Here is a 2,154-nt window from a genome sequence, read left to right on the forward strand (position 1 = left end):
AGAGGTGGATTAAACTGGAATACGATGTGTTCAGATTGCCATTCTACCAATGTTAGAAAAAATTACGATTTCAAAACACATAGTTATGACACAAAGTATGCCATAATTAATGTTAATTGTGAAGCCTGCCACGGTCCGGGAAAACAGCATGTTGAAGATGTAAACAGATTGGAAGATGATTATTCTGATACTGGAACATTCCAAATGACATTAAATACAAAACCAAAAGAGTTGGTAGATCAATGTGCTCGCTGCCATATGCGAAGAGAACAATTTTCAGAATCATTTAATTTTGAAGGCACGATGTTAGATCATTACTATCCTCAATTATTGACTGAACGACTATATCATCCAGATGGCCAGATATTAGATGAGGTTTATGTATATGGTTCTTTTGTTCAGAGTAAAATGTATCAAAACAATGTAACCTGTTATAATTGCCATAATTCACATTCCCTTAAATTGAGATTTGAAGGCAACAAATTATGTGCTCAATGCCATCTTCCAGAGCAATATGATACTAAAGAACATCATTTTCATGAAATGAATACAGAAGGAGCGCAATGCATTAATTGCCATATGACTGGTAAGTATTATATGGGTAATGACTTTAGAAGAGACCATAGTTTTAGGGTGCCACGACCAGATCTAAGTCTAAAATATGGGTCACCTAACGCATGTACAGGATGTCATGAAGATAAAGATGATAAATGGGCCTGGTCAGAATTTAAAAAACAATATGGTGAAGTTGATTCTATTCATTTTTCAGAAAAATTGGCTCCGGGAATTACCGGAGAGCCGAATGCGTATATTGGATTAATTGAATTAATGAATGATAAAACGGAACCTGAAATTGCGAGAGCATCAGCTGCAAGAGCCTTATCTCATTATAATACCGTAAACTTAATTGAGCAATATCTTGCTTTGTTAAATGATGAATCGCCTTTAGTTCGAGGGGCAAGTGTAGATGTGTTAAGCGAAATAAATAATACAGATTATGTGAGCTCCTTTTTACCACTTTTAAATGACCCTAAACGAAGTATTAGAATAAAGGCATTTTATGGCTTAAGTGGTCTCGGGGAAAGTCAGGTTCCTGAAAAATACAAAGAAGTCTATCAAAAAGTAAAGAAGGAATTTTTTACACATTTGAATACAAATTCAGATTTTGTTGGTGGACGTATTAAAAAAGCCAATTATTATCTAAAAAAAGGGGATATCCAAAAAGGTATTGAGGGCTATGAAAGCGCTCTTGAAATAGATGTTCTGAATAACCAGGCGAGATTAAATCTAGCCAATTTATACTACCAAAACCAAAACTATAGGAAAGCCGAAGAAGCCTTTACAACCGTAATTGAACAAGAACCAGAATTTGGTCCTGCTTACTACTCTTTAGCTTTATTATTTGCAGAATTAGGACGAACGGATGAAGCGATTGAACAATTAAAAATGGCAACTGAAAAAATGCCAGAGAATATTCGTGTATATTATAATTTAAGCCTGCTATACGATCAGAAACTAGATCATACTAATGCAGAAAAAATACTCATTCAAGGGCTGAAAATTGATAATAACAATGAAAGCGTATTATATGCTTTAGCATATCACTATTTGAATTATGGAGACCCTAAAAAGGCAAAAAACATATTGATCAGGTTAGTTGAGATGTATCCTGACAACCCTCAATATTCGAGTATTTTGCAACAGCTAAATTAAGTGTAAGAAATAATCCCATGGCTGTGCCTCGAGGATAGTTCTTTTCCAGAAATTCCTTTGTTTGTCTTTTACGCATACAAGACATATTAGACAATTTCCATAGTATCTTTAGCTGTATCTCTACTTTTCTTCTACTTTAGTTTATTGTATGAAGGCGCTGTTGCGACTACTTTTAGTGTTATACTATAATTGAACTTGGTAAACATTTGTATAAAGTGTTCACCTTACAATAAAAAACATAATGTCTCATAGTTATAAATCAAAGTAAAATGAAAACACAAAAATTACTAAGTTTTGCAGTAACCTGCTTGCTTGTTCTCGGAATTACTATTCCGATGCAGGCACAGGAAAACAAAAAGCCCAACATTATACTCCTAAATATGGACAACTTTGGCTATGGAGAGCTTGGTGTTTACGGTGGAGGAATTACGCGTGGTGCGG

Annotated in this window: 1 protein-coding gene; it reads left to right on the top strand. The window is 34.4% G+C overall.

What is annotated here, in order from left to right:
• Positions 1-1,713: tetratricopeptide repeat protein (locus tag Q0X89_RS10865; RefSeq protein ID WP_297694024.1), on the top strand; the 1,713-nt coding region annotated here is incomplete at its 5' end.
• Positions 1,714-2,154: the final 441 nt, after the last annotated feature.

The sequence above is a fragment of the uncultured Eudoraea sp. genome, from assembly GCF_947258525.1.
Taxonomy (GTDB): domain Bacteria; phylum Bacteroidota; class Bacteroidia; order Flavobacteriales; family Flavobacteriaceae; genus Eudoraea.